The sequence below is a fragment of the Novosphingobium profundi genome (genome assembly GCF_018491765.1).
GTDB classification, from domain to species: domain Bacteria; phylum Pseudomonadota; class Alphaproteobacteria; order Sphingomonadales; family Sphingomonadaceae; genus Novosphingobium; species Novosphingobium profundi.
Window position 1 is genome coordinate 25813 of the sequence record NZ_JABWCU010000026.1, and the last position, 17649, is coordinate 43461.

Annotated in this window: 12 protein-coding genes and 1 tRNA gene; 6 read left to right on the forward strand and 7 right to left on the reverse strand. The window is 66.7% G+C overall.

Going from position 1 to position 17649, the window contains the following annotated elements:
* Positions 1 to 22: 22 nt before the first annotated feature.
* Together HT136_RS23260 and HT136_RS23265 are read right to left on the reverse strand one after the other, a co-directional pair.
* Positions 23 to 1363: a sensor histidine kinase gene (locus tag HT136_RS23260; RefSeq protein ID WP_214202232.1), complete on the reverse strand. Its 1341-nt coding sequence runs from the start codon at positions 1361 to 1363 to the stop codon at positions 23 to 25.
* The gene (locus HT136_RS23265) at positions 1363 to 2037 is read right to left on the reverse strand and encodes a response regulator (protein ID WP_214202233.1); all 675 of its coding nucleotides are present in this window, start codon (positions 2035 to 2037) and stop codon (positions 1363 to 1365) included. The genes HT136_RS23260 and HT136_RS23265 overlap by 1 nt, the downstream gene beginning before the upstream one ends.
* A gap of 83 nt (positions 2038 to 2120) precedes the next feature.
* Here HT136_RS23265 and HT136_RS23270 point away from each other — a divergent pair, with 83 nt between their 5' ends.
* From HT136_RS23270 to HT136_RS23280, 3 genes are read left to right on the forward strand one after another with little or no spacing between them, the layout of a single operon-like run.
* Complete coding sequence (locus HT136_RS23270) at positions 2121 to 3371, forward strand: efflux RND transporter periplasmic adaptor subunit (RefSeq protein ID WP_246544269.1); 1251 nt, start codon at positions 2121 to 2123, stop codon at positions 3369 to 3371.
* Positions 3368 to 6556: an efflux RND transporter permease subunit gene (locus HT136_RS23275; protein WP_214202234.1), complete on the forward strand. Its 3189-nt coding sequence runs from the start codon at positions 3368 to 3370 to the stop codon at positions 6554 to 6556. The genes HT136_RS23270 and HT136_RS23275 overlap by 4 nt, the downstream gene beginning before the upstream one ends.
* On the forward strand, positions 6553 to 8052 hold the full coding sequence (locus tag HT136_RS23280; protein WP_246544271.1) for an efflux transporter outer membrane subunit: 1500 nt from the start codon (positions 6553 to 6555) through the stop codon (positions 8050 to 8052). The genes HT136_RS23275 and HT136_RS23280 overlap by 4 nt, the downstream gene beginning before the upstream one ends.
* 61 nt (positions 8053 to 8113) lie before the next feature.
* On the opposite strand, the gene HT136_RS23285 is transcribed toward HT136_RS23280, so the two are convergent.
* From HT136_RS23285 to cpdR, 3 genes are all read right to left on the reverse strand, one after another.
* A complete protein-coding gene (locus tag HT136_RS23285; protein WP_214202235.1) occupies positions 8114 to 10378 on the reverse strand; it encodes a TonB-dependent receptor in 2265 nt (754 codons plus the stop codon).
* A gap of 250 nt (positions 10379 to 10628) precedes the next feature.
* Positions 10629 to 10703 (reverse strand) — tRNA-Val (locus HT136_RS23290).
* 98 nt (positions 10704 to 10801) lie between these two features.
* A complete protein-coding gene (gene cpdR / locus HT136_RS23295; protein WP_214202236.1) occupies positions 10802 to 11176 on the reverse strand; it encodes a cell cycle two-component system response regulator CpdR in 375 nt (124 codons plus the stop codon).
* A 231-nt stretch (positions 11177 to 11407) separates the two neighbouring features.
* Here cpdR and HT136_RS23300 point away from each other — a divergent pair, with 231 nt between their 5' ends.
* Positions 11408 to 12346 carry an N-formylglutamate amidohydrolase gene (locus HT136_RS23300; RefSeq protein ID WP_214202237.1) on the forward strand — a complete coding sequence of 313 codons (939 nt, stop codon included), beginning with the start codon at positions 11408 to 11410 and terminating at the stop codon, positions 12344 to 12346.
* 391 nt (positions 12347 to 12737) lie between these two features.
* Here HT136_RS23300 and HT136_RS23305 read toward each other — a convergent pair whose 3' ends face one another.
* The gene (locus tag HT136_RS23305) at positions 12738 to 13523 is read right to left on the reverse strand and encodes a SapC family protein (RefSeq protein WP_214202238.1); all 786 of its coding nucleotides are present in this window, start codon (positions 13521 to 13523) and stop codon (positions 12738 to 12740) included.
* A 259-nt stretch (positions 13524 to 13782) separates the two neighbouring features.
* A complete protein-coding gene (locus HT136_RS23310; protein ID WP_214202239.1) occupies positions 13783 to 15204 on the reverse strand; it encodes an FAD-binding oxidoreductase in 1422 nt (473 codons plus the stop codon).
* Positions 15205 to 15374: 170 nt separating this feature from the next.
* Between HT136_RS23310 and HT136_RS23315 the strand changes: the two genes are divergently transcribed.
* Entirely contained in the window at positions 15375 to 15974 is a 600-nt protein-coding gene (locus HT136_RS23315; RefSeq protein WP_214202240.1) for a hypothetical protein, read from the forward strand.
* Between the two features lie 164 nt (positions 15975 to 16138).
* Positions 16139 to 17596 carry a DEAD/DEAH box helicase gene (locus tag HT136_RS23320; protein WP_214202241.1) on the forward strand — a complete coding sequence of 486 codons (1458 nt, stop codon included), beginning with the start codon at positions 16139 to 16141 and terminating at the stop codon, positions 17594 to 17596.
* The last annotated feature ends 53 nt before the right edge of the window (positions 17597 to 17649 follow it).

The window sequence follows — 17649 nt, forward strand, 5'->3', positions numbered from 1 at the left end:
CAGGCCCGACCGGGCCTTGCGCCTAGTGGGCGAAGATGAGCGAAAATCCGGCGCCGCCTTCGGGGGGCGTGAAGATCTCGAGCCGACCCCCGTTCAGCTCCATGATCCGGTGCACGATCGCAAGTCCGATCCCGGCGTTGTCCGAGCGCTTGCGATCCGCGCGCCAGTAGCGGCGGGTCAGGTGCTCGCGGTCGTGGAGAGTGATGCCCGGGCCATCGTCCTCCACGCTCAGCGCTCGCGGCCCGACGCCGACGCGGATCGCGGTGCCGCGCGGGGTGTGGTCGATCGCGTTGGCGACGAGGTTGATCAGGGCAAGCGAGAGCAGCGTGGGGTTGCCGATGACGGTGGCGCCGGGAGTCTGGGTCTCGAGCGCAATGGTATGGCCGCTGTCGAGCGCGCGCGGGGCAAGTTCGACGACCACGTCGCGGGCCAGATCGTCGAGGCGGACGTCCTCGCCAAGTTGCGGCGCCGAATCCAGCAGGGCGAGGTGGCGCAACTGGGTGATGACGTGGCTGATGCGGTCGACCTGGTCTTCGAGCCGGGCGCGCACGGGTGCCGCGTCGACGTCGCGCGCCTGCAGGCGCAAGGTCGCGAGCGGGGTGCGCAATTCGTGGACGACGTTGCCGACGAATTGCGACTGGCTGGTGAAACTTGCCTCGAGCCGGTCGAGCAGATCGTTGATGGCGTGGACGAGCGGCCCGACTTCGCTCGGCAGCCCTTGTTCGTCGAGTCGCGCGGCGAGATTCTTGGGGCCGATCGCGGCAGCTCCGTCCGAGGCTTGGGCGACCTTGCCGATGAGCGAGCGCACGAGGATGTAGTCGAACAGCCCGAAGGCCAGCAGCAGGAGCACGATCAGCACCGCGAACCCATGCATCGACTGCGCGATGACGCGGTGAAGGATCACGCCGGGGCCGCTCTCGTCCTGGGTGACGACGACCCAGTATTGCCGCTTGCTGTGGGTGAAAGGCATCGAGATGCCGCCGAAAGGGGCGATCGAGAAGCTGGTGGCGTGCGTGTTGGTGGGCACACGCTCCCAGGGAATGCCGTCGGCGTAGCGACTTCCCGCGACCGGTCCGCGCTTCACCGTGATGATGACGAAGGCGCGGCCGTCGTAGGAACTGTCGTAAGCGAGTTCGAGCGAGGGGGGCAAGTCGACCTTGTCGCCGCCGCGATAGCCTTGCGCGATCTGGCGAGCCTGTTCGACGAGCACCCGGCGCTGTTCAAGCACGACCGCGTGGCGCAGTTGCCAGCCGCCGATTTCCCAGACGCCGATGGCGGCGAGCACGATGAGCACGCCTTGCGAGAGCACGACGCGCGCGATCAGGCTGTGCGGCCAGAGCCGGGCGGGTTTCGCGACGCGCATCAGTCGACCGGACGCAGCAGGTAGCCGACGCCGCGGATCGTCTCGATGCGCACGTCGGCGCCCGCGTTCTCGAGCTTCTTGCGCAAGCGGTGGACATAGACCTCGACCGCGTTCGAGCTGAATTCCTCCGAATGGCCGAACAGCTGGTCCTCGGCGAGTTGGCGCGTCACGACCCGGCCCGGCCGACGCAGGAGCAGTTCGGCAATCGCGGCCTCGCGCGCCGAGACGGCGAGGCGCCGGCCCTCGACTTCCATCTCGCGGCTGCGCGAATCGAGCCGAACGTTTCCGCAGGCCAGCGCCCCGGACTGGAGCCCGGCCTGCCGCCGCAGAATGGCGCGCAGGCGCGCCTCGAGTTCGTCGAAGTCGAAGGGCTTGACGAGGTAGTCGTCGGCCCCGGCGTCGAGCCCGGCGATCCGCTCGCCGATTGCCCCGCGCGCGGTGAGGGCGATCACGGGCAGGGCGGTGCCCGCCTTGCGCAGGCGCTCCAGCAAAGTGAGGCCATCGGCATCGGGAAGGCCAAGATCGAGCAGCAATGCGGTGTACTGCGCGGTCTCCAGCATGAGCTCGGCCTCTTCGGCAAGCTCGGCATGGTCGGCGGCGATGCCGCTGCGCGCGAGCGCGGCCATCAAGCTCTCGGCCAGGGACGCATCATCCTCGACAAGCAAAACCCGCATCGCGATCCATCTGTAAGGTTGGTGTAAGCCGCAGGCTTGAGTGGAGCGCTCCTGTCCCTTTTTCAAGTGAGTGGAGCCCCGCCTTGAGCGCCGCCGAACACGAAATCGAACCTCTGCCTCCCGCCGTCCATCTCGAAAGGGCCGGACAATACCGCCTGATCGGCCTCGTCGTGGCGGGTCTTGCCGCCCTCGCGGCGCTGTGGATGCTGGTCGGCTGGCTGCGCACGCCTGCGCCCGCGCAGCCCGACAATACCCCGCCGGGCGCCTATCGGGCGACCGCGGATCAGTTGAAGACGATGCAGCTGCTCAAGGTGAGTGACGGTTCGGAGCAGGGCTTCGTCACCGCAACGGGTCTCATCTCGGTGAACGAGGACCAGTCGACCCCCGTGATCCTGCCTTACACCGGGCAGGTGACCGACGTTTTCGTGGCGGCGGGTGACAAGGTCGTGCGCGGGCAGCCACTCTTGCGCATCGCTTCGCCCGATTTCGTCAACGCGCGCGCTTCGCTGCTGGCGGCGCAGGCGCAGGCAGCTTCGGCTGCGGCGCAATTGCAGGTCGCCCGCGATGCCGAAGCGCGCCAGAAGCAGATATACGAGACCGGCGGCGGCGCCTTGAAGGACTACCGCCAGGCCCAGAGCGACCTCCTGACCGCGCAGGCGAGCGAGGCCGCCGCTGGCGCGAACCTTAGCGCAGCCAAGGATCGCCTGGCGCTGCTCGGACCTTCGGGGGCCCGGGTCAGCCGGGGCGCCGTCGCGCAATCGAGCGTCGTCTACACGGCGCCGGTGTCGGGCACGGTGGCCACGCGCAATGTCGCGCCCGGCCAGTTCGTCGGTTCGGGCGACACCGCGCCGCTCCTCACGATCGCCGACACCGGCAGGGTCTGGCTTGTCGCGCAGCTGCCCGAGAGCTCGCTTGCCGGGGTGCGCGTGGGCGATCCCGTCGCGGTCACGACGCCGGCTTATCCCGGCCGGACCTTCGAGGCGCGGATCGACAATATCGCCGCCTCGCTCGATCCTGTCAGCCATCGCCTGCCGGTGCGCGCCACGGTCGCCAATCCCGACGGTGCGCTCAAGCCGCAGATGTTCGCAGACTTCCGCATCCGTCAGCTCGGCGCGCCCGCAACGGGCATTCTCGTGCCCTCGAGCGCGGTCATTCACGAGGGTGACACGGCGCGCGTCTGGGTGCTGGGCAAGGGCGACCTCCTGTGGGGGCGCGAGGTGACCGTAGGTGACAGCAACGGCGGCTTCGATCGTATCACTTCGGGGCTCAAGCCCGGCGAGACGATCGTCACCGCCGGGGCGCTCTTCGTCAACGAGGCGGGCCTGGGCGCATGAATCGTCTCGTCGAAATCGCCCTGCGCCAGCGGGTGCTCATGATCGTGTTCCTGCTGGCGATGATCCTCGCGGGCGGGATCGCCTTCGCCAATCTCAACATCGAGGCCTATCCCGACCCGGTTCCGCCGATGGTCGAGGTCATCACCCAGTCCTCGGGCACTTCGTCCGAGGAAGTCGAACGCGACATCACCATTCCCATCGAGCAGGTCATCGCGGGCATTCCCGATGTGAAGGCGGTGCGCACGATCTCGCTGTTCGGCCTTTCGGACGTCAAGGTACAGTTTACCTACGATGTCGGCTTCCACGAGGCCGAGCAACGCGTTCTGGGGCGCCTTTCGCAGCTTACCGACCTGCCCGAGGGCGCGCATCCCGAGATCAGCCCGACCAGCCCGATCGGCGAGATCTACCGCTACCGCCTGACCGGCCCCGCCGGTTATTCGGTGATGGACCTCAAGACCTTGCAGGACTGGGTGCTCCAGCGCCGCTTCAAGGGCATTCCGGGCGTCGTCGACGTCACCGGCTGGGGCGGCAAGGAGCGCACCTACGAGGTCGTCGTCGACAACGACAAGCTTTCCGCGCAGCACATCACCATGTCCGACGTGCTGGGCGCGATCGGCAAGGCCGACGCCAACGTCGGCGCGCAGACCGTGAACTTCGGGCCGCAGGCGGCGATCGTGCGCGGCGTCGGCCTGATCCAGTCGGTCGATGCTATCCGCAACACGCTGGTGGGCACCAATGCGGGAACGCCGGTGACCGTTGCCGATGTCGGCACGGTCAAGATCGGCAACGAGCCGCGCATGGGTATTGCCGGGGAGGGCCAGGACAACGACGTCGTCATGGGCATCGTGCTGATGCAGCGCGGCGCCGAATCGATGCCCACGATCAAGGCCGTGCAGAAGGAAGTCGAGACCATCAACGCGGGCGGCGTGCTGCCGCCGGGCGTCAAGATCGACCGCATCTACGACCGCTCCGATCTCATCGGCGTGACCACGCACACGGTCATGGAGAACCTGGTCGTGGGCATCCTCCTGATCTTCGCGCTCCAGTGGCTGTTCCTAGGCAACCTGCGTTCGGCGCTGATCGTGGCGATCACCATTCCCTTCGCGCTCGCCTTCGCGGTGCTGATCCTCACCATCCAGGGCGAATCCGCCAACCTGCTCTCGGTCGGCGCGCTCGACTTCGGCCTCGTCGTCGATGCCAGCGTGATCATGGTCGAGAACATCTTTCTCCACCTCGTGCGGCGTTCCGGGGAGATCGAGGCCGGGCGCACCAAGCCCACCTTGATGACCCGCTTCTCGGCGATCCTCCACGGCTCGCGCGAGGTTTCGCGCGGGATATTCTTCGCCGCCGCGATCATCATCGCCAGCTTCCTGCCGCTGTTCACGCTGACCGGCGTCGAGGGGCACATCTTCGGCCCGATGGCCAAGACGTACGCCTACGCCATTGCCGGTGGCCTGATCGCGACCTTTACGATCTCGCCGGTGCTGGCCTCGCTGCTGCTGCCCGACCGGCTCGACGAAGTGGAGACCTGGGTGGTGCGCAAGCTGCGCCAGGTGTTCCGCCCGGCCGCCGCCTTCGCGCTCGCCAACCGGGTGCTGGTGATCGGGGTGGCGCTCGTGCTGTTCGGCACCTCGATGCTGGCGGTGCGCACGCTGGGCATCGAGTTCCTGCCCAAGCTGGAGGAGGGCAACCTCTATATCCGCGCGACGCTGCCCTCTTCGGTCAGTCTCGAGGAAGGCCAACCCACGGTCAACGCGATTCGCGACCTCATCGCCTCCTACCCCGAAGTGGCGCGCATCACCTCGACGCATGGCCGCCCGGACGATGGCACCGATGCCACCGGCTTCTTCAACGCGGAATTCTACACCCCGCTCAAGCCCGCCGACGAATGGCCCAAGGGTGTGACCAAGGACAACCTCACCAGGGAGATCCAGGACAAGCTCCAGGCCCGTTATCCGGGTGTCGACTTCGAGTTTACGCAGTACATCGAGGACGGCGTGGAAGAAGCCAGCTCGGGCGTGAAGGGGGCGAACTCGGTCAAGCTGTTCGGCCCCGACATGACCGTGCTGCAGAAGATCGCGGGCCAGATCCGCGACCAGATGAGCCACGTGCGCGGGATCGCTGACCTTGGCGTCTCGATGCCGCTCGGCCAGCCGACCGTGCAGATCAAGATCGATCGCGGCGAGGCGGCGCGCTACGGCCTTTCGCCCGACGCGATCAACCAGACGATCGCGGCCGCGATCGGCGGGACGTCAGCAGGCGATCTCTACGAAGCCGGATCGGACCGCCACTTCCCGATCGTCGTGCGCCTGAAACCCGACGAGCGCAGCAGCCTTGCCGCGATTGGCCGGATCACCATCGGCGCGCCCGCGCCCGACGGTTCGGGCATCGTCCAGGTCCCGCTTTCCGAAGTGGCGAAGATCTCGCTGACTTCGGGTGCCTCGTTCATCTACCGCGAGCATCAGGAGCGCTATGTGCCGATCAAGTTCTCGGTACGCGACCGTGACCTTGGCGGGGCGATCAGCGAGGCGCAGGCGACAATCGCGAAGAACGTGATCCTGCCGCCCGGTTACCACCTCGAATGGGCGGGCGAGCTTGCCAACCTGCAAGGGGCCATCGACCGTCTCGAAGTCGTCGTGCCGATCAGCCTCGGGCTTATCCTGATCCTGCTCTACGCCAACTTCTCTTCGCTGGTGGACACGCTGCTGGCCTTCTCGGTGATCCCGATGGCGATCATCGGCGGCGTGCTGGCGCTGGCGCTGACCGGAACCGCGTTCTCGATCTCGGCCGCGATCGGCTTCGTCGCGCTGTTCGGCATCGCGGTGATGGACGGCATCCTGGTGGTGACGACCTACAACCAGACGGTCGACGAGGGACACCGGCGCCGCGAGGCGATCGGCATCGCGGTGCAGAAATGCCTGCGCCCGGTGGTCATGACCTGCCTTGTCGCCGCCATCGGCCTTGCGCCCGCGGCCGTCTCGAACGGTATCGGCAGCCAGGTCCAGAAGCCCCTCGCGCTCGTCGTGGTGGGCGGCATGACGCTGGCTCCGGTGCTGATCCTGCTGGTGCTGCCCGTGCTCATCCGCATGTTCTCGCGCCACGTCGCGCCGCGTGATCGCGGCGCCCATGGCCGCGACATGCGCCATCGCCGCCGCGACGAGGATACCAAGGAATTGCTCGCATGAAGGTCCGTCGAATGAAAGGCCGGGCAGGGCTGCTGCCCGCGCTGCTGGGCGCCAGCCTGCTTGCAGGTTGCGCGCTCGGCCCACAGCATCCCACCACCGACCTGCCGATGCCGCCTCCCGAGGCATCGCGCAGCTTTGGGGCGGCCGGCTCCGGGATGCAGGCGCTCAACACTGGGGAGGTGACCCCGCCCGACTGGTGGACGCGCTTCGGCTCGCCGGCGCTGAATGCCCTGGTCGCGCGCGCGCTCGCCGCCAACGAGGACCTCGCCGTGGCGCAGGCCAACTTGCGCCAGGCGCAGGCGGGGGCAGGCGTGGCGCGCGGCGACGCCGGGCCGCAGATCGACGCTGGGCTGACGTTCGAACGCGACCGGCTCTCCCATACGCTCTCGAGCCCGCTCGTCGATCCCGCGCCCACGGTCTATTCGCTGCACACCGCGAACGTCTCGGTGTCCTATCCCCTGGACCTCTTCGGGCTGCAACGCAGCGAGGTCCGTTCGGCAAAGGCGCAGGCTGAAGTGGCGTGCCAGCAGCTTCTCGCCGCGCGCCTGACGGTGGCGGACAGCGTTGTCCTCGCGGTGATCGAACAGGCGAGCCTGCGCGCTCAGATTGACGGGGCGAGCCTAAGTGTCGGCAATTACGAGCGGATCACGCAGTTGCTGAAGCGACGCGAGCAGATCGGCGACGTGGGCGCGCGCGAGGTCGCCGCCGAAGAGGCCGCGCTCGCGCAGGCGCGCGGGGCGCTTGCGGCCCTGCAGCGCACGCTCGCCGAACAGGACGCCGCGCTCGGCGTGTTGCTCGGCATTGCGCCGGGCAATCCCTTGCCCGATTTGCCCGGGCTCGATGACCTCGCTCTGCCCGATGACCTGCCGATCGGGCTGCCTGCACAAATCGTCGCCCAACGCCCCGATCTGCGCGCGGCCGATGCGGCGATGGTCGCGGCGGGGGCGAACGTCGGCACCGCGATCGCGGCGCGCCTGCCGCAGATTACCCTGGGAGCGAGTGCGGGCGGCACGGCGACGAACTTCGCCGAGATGTTCGCCAGCGGTAACCCGTTCTGGTCGCTGCTGGGCGGGATCACCGCGCCGATCTTCCATTCGGGGGCGCTCAAGAAACAGCAGGAGGGGGCAGAGGCCGCGCTCGATGCGGCCAAGGCGCGTTATCGGCTCGCGGCGCTCCACGCGTTCGAGGAGGTGGGCAATGCCCTGACCGCGCTCGACACCGACGTGTCGGCTTATGCCGCGGCGGAGCAGGGCGCGGCAGCGGCCGACAAATCGCTGGCCTTCACCCGGCGCCAGGCCCAGCTCGGCAACATCGACAGCCTCGCACTGCTCAACGCCTCCTCGCAGAACGCACAGGCGGCGCAGGCGCTGGTCGAGGCGCGCGCAATACGGCTGGCAGACACCGCGGCGCTGTTCCAGGCGACGGGCGGTGGTGTGGAGGAAGTCGGGCCCGCCAATGCCCCGCCATCGCCGCAACACCGCGAATCCGGTACATGAAGAAAGAAGGGGAGGCGCGCCGCTTGGGCGCACCTCCCCTTCCTGCGTTTCGGTCGGCGGCTCAGTAGGACAGTTTGATCGTCCCGAAGACCGCGCGAGGCGCACCGACCGAGAGCGTCTGCGCGTCGCCGCTGTTGGAAAAGCCGTTGGTACCCACGGTCGCGACGTAATGCGTGTCGAACAAGTTGGTGACGTTGACCTGCACCTCGATCGGACTGCGCGTAACCGAGTTTGCGAAGCGGTAGCCCAAGCTCGCATCGACGAGCGCGCGCCCGCCGACCCACTGGTCGTTGGTGTAGGTGTAGGCGCGCTTGGACATGTAGTCGACGCCGATCCGGCCGAACAGCGCCTCATCGTCGTAGGCGAGTTCGGCGCGCGCCATGTGCCTGGGCGCATCGACCACCGTCTTGCCGCGCAGCTGCGTCACTGTCGCGGTGTTGTCCGAGGCATACGTGGTGACGTCGTCGCGGTAGGTGCTGTCGTTATAGGAATAGGACAGCGTCGCGCCCAGTGCTCCGCTCAGGCGTGCGTGAAGCAGCGCCTCGAGGCCGAGCGAGCGCACCCCGCCCACGTTCTGGAGCACCGAGGGGTTGCCCTCGATCCCGCTGCCCGTGGTCACCGCCAGCAGGCGATTGTGGAAGTTCACGAGGTAGGCGCCAAGCGTCGCGCTCAGCCAGGCGTCGGCGTAGCGGTAGCCGACCTCGTACGTGTCCGAGCTTTGTGGCTTGAGCTCGTCCTTGATCGCGTCGAAGCCGTCCTGCGTGGTCGAGAACGGCCCGCTGGTGCCCGCCGCGGTGAAGGCCTGCGTCGCCTGGCTGAAGCTTGCATAGATTTCGCTGCCGTGGCCGAGGCGGTAGTTCGCGCCGAAACTCGGCTGGAACCAGTCCTTGGACGTGATCTTGCCGGTGGCAAGGCCTGCGACCACCGCGTCGGCCTTCTCAGCGACGCTGAAGCCCTTCCAGCCGCCGTTAAGGGTGAGGTTGCCGCGGGTCCAGGTGTCCTGGACATAGTATTGCCAGGTCGTGGTCAGGTAGTCGCCTTCCCATTGGGTATAGAAGGGGTCGGTGGGGCGATCGAGCAGACCGTAGCCCGGATCGGTGTCACTCGCGGTGTCGTAGTAGCGGCGGGCCTGGTTGAACGCGTTGCTTTCGAACCAGCCCCCGGCGCTCAGCGTGTTGTCGCCCAGTTTCGCGGTGACGTCGGCGGTGCCGCCGCCGCGCCGGATGCCGTATTCGGTGGTGCGGATCGACAACGTCGAGCCGTTGCTGCTTGCGACATAGGGCGTGTACCAGATGCCCATGCCGTCGTTGCGGTGGTAGTAGCCCTTGGCCTTGAAGGTCACCGCTTCGGAAAGCTGCGAGGTCAGCCCCACATAGCCCAGGTAGTCGGTGCGAAGGCCTGCCGCGTTGAAATAGGCATCGTCGACGGTCGCGTAGGGCGAGGGCAGGTCGGTTCCGTTCTGGTAGGCCTGGCCGGCCGCCACCGCGAGCGCGTAGTCGTTCGAGACGTTGTCCCACCTGTAGCCGAGGCGGTCGATCATGTCCTGCGACATGTCCTGGTAGTCGTTTTCCTTGCGGTCGGAGTAGTCGAAGTAGCCTGTCAGCTCGGTCGCGCTGCCCAGCGGCACGACGATCTTGGCGTCGGCCATCTGCTGCTTCTGCTGGCCGGTGCCCTTCCACTTGTCGCTCGCGGAATAGACATAGGAGACGTAGCCGCGCGGACCATCGTGGGTGCCCAGGTTGACCCGCACGAAGCTGCGCCGGTCGTCCCAACTCCCCAGTGTGCCGTTGGCGTCCACGGCGAAGTGATCGAGCGGGTCGGTGGAGGTGTAGAGCACCGTCCCGCCCAGGTTGTTGGTCGCCTGCGTGCCCAGTGCGCCAGCGCCCTGGCTGACCTCGATGGTGCCGATGTTCTCGGTCGTGATCGCGCGGCTGACGTGCAGGCCGTTGACGTTGCCGTAGCTCGCATCGCCGAGCGGGACGCCGTCGAGGGTGAAGCCGAGCGCGTTCTGGTTGAAGCCCCGGATCGAGAGGCGGGTTGCCCATTCATAGGCGCCGAAGGGATCCGCGGCTTGGAAATTGACGCTGGGCAGGTTCTCGATCGCCTTGAACGGGCTTGTCCCGGGTGCGAGCTGGGCGAGCTGCACGGCGGTGACGGTCTGCGTCTGGCGCACTTCGCCCTGGCCGATGACGAGAATCTCGTTCGTCGCGGCGCCGTCGGCGGTGGCATCGGCCGCCGTTTCGGAAGGAGAGGCAGGCTCGGCGGCAAGGGCCACCATCGGCATGAGGCAGCTCGTCGTTGCGAAAAGGCGGAGGATGGTACGCATGGCAATCGGCTCCTGTTCGGGTGCCGAGCCGTTAAGCGGGTGACATGGCGCTATTCTTGCCGTTCGAAGGCGGTTCGATGACGGCCCGCGATGACGACGATTGCAGTGCGAAAACGGTCATCGAAAGCTTGTGGATCGCGATGGCGGCGGCGGATTCCAGGCCTCCGCAAAGGACGTCCGGCAGGAGCGGGAATTTGCGGTTGCGGAAACGAAAAGGCCCCGGAAAGCAGGGCTTTCCGGGGCTTTGGAATGGTGGGCGTAGCAAGGATTGAACTTGCGACCCCTACGATGTCAACATAGTGCTCTACCACTGAGCTATACGCCCATTCCATTCGAGCCTCCGAGGCGGCGTGCCGTCCGGAGGACTGGCCCTCTAGCGGGGGGCATTTGGGTTGGCAAGGGGCTTTTTTGAAAAAGTTGAAATTAGAGTTCGGCGTGCTCGCTCAGCCCGAACATACGCTGCACCTCGGCGACGATATCGCGCAGGTGAAAGGGCTTGGAAAGCACCTTGGCCTGCGGTGCCTCGCGGCTGGCGCGCAGCGATACGGCGGCAAATCCGGTGATGAACATGACTTTGGTGGCGGGCGTGATCCGCGCGCAGTGCTGGGCCAGTTCGATGCCGTCCATCTCGGGCATGACGATGTCGGACAGCAGGAGGTCGAAGTGGCGCGACTCCAGCAGGGGCACCGCCTCGGTGCCCCGGTCGACGGAAACCACCTCGTATCCGGCTTTCTCGAGGGCGCGCGCAAGGTAGGTGCGCATGGCCTGATCGTCTTCGGCAAGGAGGATGCGGATCATCGCGTTGTGCTTTTCCAGTCGTGTTTCTCAGGCGCCGGCGAAGCGGCGCGAACGGGCGAATCGTCTTACGACCGATCGGGTTAAAATTCTTGCCCGTCCCCTTCGTCGGCCTTGCGTGTGCGATGGGACGTTTTGACAGGTGCGCCCGATACGGGCAGCGTGGTTTCCATGTCGGACGAGCCGTTTTTCCCAGATTCGCCAAAACCGGATGTGCCGTCAGCACAGGTGCAGATGATCGAGGGTGGGCGCGTGCCCGGCCTGCCGGGGCAACCGGCGTTCACGCTCCACCGTCGTGAGCCGTCGCCCTTGCCGATCCTGGTGGCCGTGCCGCACGCGGGAAGGGCCTATCCCAAGGCCGTGCTCGGCAATCTGCGCGACGCCCAGGCGAGCAGCCTGCGTCTCGAGGACCGCTTCATCGATCATGTGGCCCTTGGCATCGCGCGAGCGACCGGTGCGGATCTTCTCCTGGCGCATGCTCCGCGCGCGGTGATCGATCTCAACCGTTCGCCCGAGGACGTCGACTGGGGCATGGTCGAGCGGGATCCGGACGGCGAGGGCGCCAGCGCCATGGGCGGGGGGCGCGGTGAGCTTTCCGCGAGGGCGCGCAGTGGCCTCGGGCTCGTTCCCCGGCGTCTGCCCGGCGTCGGCGAACTCTGGCGCCGGCGACTGACGCTGCGCGAGGTGCAAGGGCGCATCGATTGCGTCCACGCGCCCTATCACGGCGCGCTCGCGCAGCGCCTCGAGGAAATCCGCGCGCGTTGGGGTGTCGCCTTGCTGGTCGACCTGCATTCGATGCCGCCCCTGAGCGTGCGCGGTGGCTTCGTTGCGCCGCAGATCGTGGTTGGGGATCGCTTCGGGGCAAGCTGCCATGGAGCCATTGTTGCGGCGACGTTTGCCCATCTGGCCCGGCTGGGGCGCGAAGCCGCGCACAATCGCCCCTACGCAGGGGGCTATGTGCTCGATCGGCATGCGGGGCCTCGCAAGGGCATCCACGCCGTCCAGCTCGAGATCGATCGCACCTGCTATCTCGATGCGGATTTGCGGGAGCTGGGTGAGGGGCTGGACCGTCTCGTCGAGGACCTTGCCGCGCTGGTGCGCCTGCAGGCGGCCGTGGTCACTGATCTTGCGCGCCCTCGCGCGGACGATGGCTGGGCGCTCGCCGCGCAGTAACCAGCGTTAGCGTTGCCTTGGGAAAATTCGCCTGATCGTTTCGGGTGGTTTTGCCGCCTTGGCAGGGGGCCATAAAAAAACCACCTCGTGCGATGCACGAGGTGGCCAAGGTTCAGGGAGGAGGTGCACACGGAGTGCACCAACCAAACCGGGCCATGAGGGTAGCGCCGGTCAGGCAGTTACCAACATAGCGAACCTTGAGCGCAGATCAAGAGATTCTTAAACGCAAATTTTCGCAATGATGTCCAGATTAAAGTGAACGTATCTTACGCATTCGTTCAGCTCTGTGACATTTTTGTCATGAGGCGGTGCTGGGAGCCTTCCGCCGAAGCTTCCGGCGCGCGATGCCCGCCCTCGACGGGAGGGTTCGCGCGCCGGGCAGCGATTGCTATCAGACGTTGGCGGCCGGAACCGGGGCCGGCGCGGCCGGGCCCTTGCCCTGCTGCATCTGGCGACCGAAGATGTCGCGCACGAGCTCGAGCGAGAAGAGGTGCGCGTAGATCAGCGCCAGGAGGCCGTTCTGGTTCCACTGGCGCAGTACGTCACCGCGCACGTCGCGCAGCTTGTTCTCGTCAACCATCTTGAAGCCGCGATAGTTGAAGGGCTGGCCGCCGCCGATGTCGATGTTGAGCTCGCCGTCCATGAGCAGGTCGTGCTTCTTGAGCTCTTCCATGAAGCTGGCGGTCTTGTTGCCGGCCATCTCGAAGTTCTCGCAGAACTTGAGCATGTTCTTGGTGGTCTCGCTGGGCTCGGCGCCGTCGAACAGCGGCTGGCCTTCCTCGATCTCGCCGACCAGCTCGCTGCTCGGGTCGACGCAGAGCGAGAGCTCTTCGCTGTCGGGGCGCAGGCGCGCGAGCATGAAGGGGTAGCGGCGCGCATAGGCCGGGATGTAGACCGGGTTGGTGACGGTGCCGTCGTCCTCGACGAAGACGTTCACGCCTTCGTTCATGCCCATCAGCGCCAGCGGGATCGGCTGGTCACCGCCGGTGAAGATGATCGGGAAGTGACGCTGGGCCTGCGGGAACTCTTCCACGGTGAGGGGAATCGAATTGATCCCGGCCAGCCAGGTCGCCTTGTCGGTCGAACGCGTCTTCCAGCTTGCGTGCTGCTGCGAATTGAGCGGCACGAGATCCTTGTAGAACAAGGGAAGGGATGGATTTTGTGGCGCAGTGGCCATTGCAATACTCTCCGCGATCGAGGTTTGAAAAAGATCAGCGCGTGGCTTTAGTGGCTTGGATGCGGGCGTGCAAGCCGATGGGCTGGCGCGCGGGTCCGTCAAGGCCCCGGGTACAGCGTGCTCGGGGGCAGGCTGGAGCGCGAGCCTGGCTCGGGAGAATGGGCCCGGGTTCAGGTGCTTAGGCTGGCAGGCGCCCGGGAAGCGGAGGTGTCCGCGCTCTGCCGGGCGGAGGCGATGTCCACATTTTTGATGTAGGCGCTCACACCAGTTTGCCGGGATTGAGCCGCCCTTGCGGGTCGAGAGCGGCCTTTACGGTGCGCAGCAGGTGCAACGCGACGGGATCGGCGAGGCGGGCCAGTTCGTCGCGCTTGAGCTGGCCGATGCCGTGTTCGGCCGAAATCGAGCCGCCCCATTGCGTCACGAGGTCGTGCACGCGGGCGCTGATGGTCTTGGCCGCGCCGCCGTACCAGGCTGCCGGGGTGACGCCGGGCGGGGCGATTACGTGGAAGTGCACGTTGCCGTCGCCGAGATGGCCGAATGCGAGCGCACTGGTGCCGGGGAATTCACGTTCCAGCAGGGGGGAAGCCGTCTCGATGAAGCGGGGCATCGCCTCGACCGGAACCGAAATGTCGTGCTGCACGGCGGGGCCGCGTGCGCGTTCGGCAGGCGAAATCGATTCGCGCAGGCGCCAGAACGCCTCGGCCTGACCTTCGTTTGCCGAAAGCGTCGCGTCCTCGATCAGGCCCTTCGCGAGCGCTGAGGCAAGAGTGTCTTCGCAACGCTCGCGCACCTCGCCGGTGAACGTGGTATCGGCCACGACCTCGATCAGTGCGTGCCAGCGGTGGTGGCCGGCGATCGGTGCACGGGCGTCGGGCAGGTAGTCCAGCACGTGTTCGAGGCAAGAGGCGGGGAGGACTTCGAATCCCTCCACGGCGTTTTCGAGCGTGGCTTCGCAATGGAGCAGGAGCTGGCGCGCTGCGCCGAGCGAATGGAGACCCGCCCAGATCACGATCCGTTCGCGCACGGCCGGGACCAGCCGCAGCGTCGCGGCGGTCACGATGCCGGTGGTGCCTTCGGCGCCGATGAACAGCTGCTTGAGGTCGAAGCCGCGGTTGTCCTTGCGCAGCGGGGTGAGCGCCGAATAGATCTGGCCATCGGCCAGCACGACCTCGAGGCCCAGCACCAGGCTGCGCATCGGGCCGTGGCGCAGGACCTGGGTGCCGCCCGCATTGGTTGCAATAAGGCCGCCAACAGTGGCCGAGCCTTTGCCGCCGAGCGTCAGCGGGAAGCGCAGGTCCGCGGCTTCGGCGGCCGCGTGCAGGTCCTGGAGGACGACACCGGCGCCACAGGTGACCCGCTGCGCCTCGACGTCGATTTCGCTGATTTCGTTCATCCGGCGCAATGAGACGAGCAGTTGCTCTCCGCAGGCCGAGGGGGTCGCTCCCCCCGACATTCCGCTGTTTCCACCTTGCGGGACGACGTTGATCGCGGCCTCTTCGCACAGCTTCATCAGCGCACCGAGCTGGGCGGTGTCGGCGGGCGAGGCCAATGCGAGGCAATTGCCCTCGAAGCGGCCGCGCCAGTCCGTGGTCCAGGGGGCGGTCAGGTCGGGGTCACGGGTAAGGCCGCGTTCGCCGAGCAGGGCGAGCGCCTGCTCCAGGAAGGTATCGGTGGATTTCATCGCTTTGGCGCTATGGCACAGCCGCGAGGGCCTTTCACCCCCACATTGCAAGCGTGTTGCGGCTCGCTCTCGCGGGGGCGGGCTGTGAAGCGAAGGGTTCACCGGTCGTTCAAGCTCTTGCGCTAGAGTGCGCGCGACGGCATGACCGTGTCCGGGGAAATCATTCTGCAATGAGTTTTGCATCCGTCCTGTCCATTCCGTTGGCGCTGCTTGCGCCCGCGTCGTCGGCTTTGCAGCCGATGGAATGGCTGGAGATGACGCAGGGCGACGACAATGCGGCCCTTTGGCCTTCGCTCGTTGACCCGGTCTGGTCCTCGTACGAGGAGCCTCCGATCCGTCCGGTCACGGACGAGCCCGAAGACGCCTGGCAGGTTCGTATCGAGCAGCGTGTAACGATCCGCATTTCCCCTCGGGCTGCGGGCGATGTTCCGCCCGACATGCGCGCGGCCTTTCCCGAGGGCGACCCGCGCTCGGGACCGCGTGGCGATGCGCGCTTCGAGGAGCGGCCCATGGGCAAGTGCGTTCCTGCGGGCGGCATCGCCGGTGTCCAGCCCGAGCGCGGCAATCGTCTGCTTCTCTATATGCGCGACCGGCGTGTCGTGACCGCCGAACTCGAGCGTTCGTGCCGGGCCATGGATTTCTATTCGGGCTTCTACGTCTCGCGCTCGCAAGACGGCCAGGTCTGCGTCAACCGCGACAAGTTGCAGTCGCGCAGTGGTATGAAGTGCGCTCTTACGCAATTGCATCAGCTTGTCCCGATGCGGGACTAAGTCGGTCTGCCAACGAGTTCTGCGGATTTCCTTGACTTTTGTGGGTCAATGGGACTAGGGGCCCGCAATCGTGCTGCTCGGGGCTCATTGCAAGGGCGATACGCTCCCGCGCCACGACACCACGTGTTCCCGTACCCTTCCTTTTTCCGGAAACCTGAGCGTTTATGAACTTTGCCGATCTCGGCCTGTCTGACGAATTGCTGCAAGCGGTCGAGGCCGCAGGCTACAGCGAACCGACCCCGATCCAGGCGCAGGCGATTCCCTCCGTCCTGATGATGAAGGATCTGATCGGCATCGCCCAGACCGGCACCGGCAAGACCGCCAGCTTCGTCCTCCCCATGATCGACGTGCTGGCCCATGGCCGCCGCCGGGCGCTCATGCCGCGCTCGCTGATCCTGGAGCCGACCCGCGAACTCGCCGCCCAGGTCGCCGACAATTTCGAAAAGTACGGCAAGAACCACGATCTGAAGATGGCGCTTCTGATCGGCGGCGTGCAGATGGGCGATCAGGTCAAGGCGCTGCAGGAAGGCGTCGACGTCCTGATTGCGACGCCCGGCCGCCTCATGGACCTGTTCGAGCGCGGCAAGATCCTGCTCACCGGCTGTGAACTGCTCGTCATCGACGAAGCCGACCGCATGCTCGACATGGGCTTCATTCCGGACATCGAGACGATTTGCGCCAAGCTGCCGACCAACCGGCAGACCTTGCTGTTCTCGGCGACGATGCCGCCGGTCATCAAGAAGCTGGCCGACCGCTTCCTCGAGAACCCCAAGTATATCGAAGTGGCCCGTCCGGCCTCGACCAACACCAACATCGAGCAGTTCAAGGTGCCGGTCACCTCGCGCAAGAAGCGCGAGGCGCTGCGCGAACTGCTGCACACCGATAACGTCTCGACGGCGATCATCTTCTGCAACCGCAAGACGACCGTGCGCGACCTTGCCAAGAACCTGAAGAGCCACGGCTTCAAGGCAGGCGAGATCCATGGCGACATGGACCAGGCCTCGCGCATCGCCGAACTCGACTACTTCAAGTCGGGCGCGATCAACATTCTCGTTGCCTCGGACGTTGCCGCGCGCGGTCTCGACGTGAAGGGTGTGAGCCACGTGTTCAACTACGACACGCCCTGGCACCCGGACGACTATGTCCACCGCATCGGCCGTACCGGTCGCGGCGGCGCCACGGGCCGTGCCTTCACGCTCATCACGCCGGAGGACGCCGAGGCGGTCGAGAATGTCGAGAAGCTGACGGGCGGCGCGATCCCGCTCTACGCTGGTCTCGCCAATGGCGATGCCGATTACCAGGCTGCTCCGGCGAAGACCGCCGACGATGCCGCGCCGGCCTCGAAGCGGCGCAAGCGTCCGGCCAAGGCGGATGCGGGCAAATCGGCGCAGCGCGCGCCGAAGAGCGATGCACCCCGCAAGGAACCGGCCGCCAAGGTGCCCGCGCCCGAGCCGGCTCCGGCCAAGCCCGAAGTCCGCGAAGAGGCTCCGGCCGCTCCTGCGCGCAGCGCGCGTCGCAAGGCTCCGCGCGCCCAAGCCGAAGTGGCGGCGCATTCGGCGTTCGACGGTATGGATTGGAACGGGCCGGTCCCGGGCTTCCTCAATATCTCGGCGCTGTCCTGAGCCGCGCTCGGACATGACGGTCCAGACGAAAGGCCCCGGTCGCACGTGCGACC

What these genes read in the sequence shown, in the direction of transcription:
- HT136_RS23300 (WP_214202237.1), top strand. Translation starts at nt 11,408, where the DNA reads ATGATCGAGGGTGGGCGCGTGCCCGGCCTGCCGGGGCAACCGGCGTTC.
- HT136_RS23260 (WP_214202232.1), bottom strand. Translation starts at nt 1,363, where the DNA reads ATGCGCGTCGCGAAACCCGCCCGGCTCTGGCCGCACAGCCTGATCGCG.
- HT136_RS23310 (WP_214202239.1), bottom strand. Translation starts at nt 15,204, where the DNA reads ATGAAATCCACCGATACCTTCCTGGAGCAGGCGCTCGCCCTGCTCGGC.
- HT136_RS23305 (WP_214202238.1), bottom strand. Translation starts at nt 13,523, where the DNA reads ATGGCCACTGCGCCACAAAATCCATCCCTTCCCTTGTTCTACAAGGAT.
- HT136_RS23320 (WP_214202241.1), top strand. Translation starts at nt 16,139, where the DNA reads ATGAACTTTGCCGATCTCGGCCTGTCTGACGAATTGCTGCAAGCGGTC.
- HT136_RS23315 (WP_214202240.1), top strand. Translation starts at nt 15,375, where the DNA reads ATGAGTTTTGCATCCGTCCTGTCCATTCCGTTGGCGCTGCTTGCGCCC.
- HT136_RS23275 (WP_214202234.1), top strand. Translation starts at nt 3,368, where the DNA reads ATGAATCGTCTCGTCGAAATCGCCCTGCGCCAGCGGGTGCTCATGATC.
- HT136_RS23280 (WP_246544271.1), top strand. Translation starts at nt 6,553, where the DNA reads ATGAAGGTCCGTCGAATGAAAGGCCGGGCAGGGCTGCTGCCCGCGCTG.
- cpdR (WP_214202236.1), bottom strand. Translation starts at nt 11,176, where the DNA reads ATGATCCGCATCCTCCTTGCCGAAGACGATCAGGCCATGCGCACCTAC.
- HT136_RS23265 (WP_214202233.1), bottom strand. Translation starts at nt 2,037, where the DNA reads ATGCGGGTTTTGCTTGTCGAGGATGATGCGTCCCTGGCCGAGAGCTTG.
- HT136_RS23285 (WP_214202235.1), bottom strand. Translation starts at nt 10,378, where the DNA reads ATGCGTACCATCCTCCGCCTTTTCGCAACGACGAGCTGCCTCATGCCG.